This window comes from Halomonas marinisediminis, from assembly GCF_004347715.1.
Taxonomy (GTDB): Bacteria; Pseudomonadota; Gammaproteobacteria; order Pseudomonadales; family Halomonadaceae; genus Halomonas; species Halomonas icarae.
This window is the reverse complement of sequence record NZ_SLTR01000505.1, coordinates 1-267: the sequence shown is the minus strand read 5'-3', so window position 1 is coordinate 267 and position 267 is coordinate 1. Positions and strand designations below refer to the sequence as shown.

The following is a 267-nucleotide window of genomic DNA, read 5'->3' as shown; positions in this document are numbered from 1 at the left end:
AGGCCAGGGTTGGCGTCAGAGCATAATTGATGCCCACTTCGAAGATGTTGGCCTTGTTGTTGTTGGCACCACCGATGATGTAGCCGGTCGGCAGCACGCCGTTGGCGGGAATCGTTGCGCTGGTCGCCAGCGGTTGCTTCACTTGCGACCAGTTGCCGTACAAGCGTGCAGGGCCCGCCTGGTAGCTTGCCCCCAGATTGAAGACCTTCAAAGCGGTATCCCCGGCTTTGCCATTGCCTGCGACCAGCGTTGCCGTATCGCTGGAGG

Annotated in this window: 1 protein-coding gene; it reads right to left on the bottom strand. The window is 60.3% G+C overall.

The genetic code is table 11. The features are described 5' to 3' along the window. On the bottom strand, positions 1–267 hold a 267-nt coding region (locus tag E0702_RS19325; RefSeq protein ID WP_205742077.1), incomplete at both ends, for a hypothetical protein.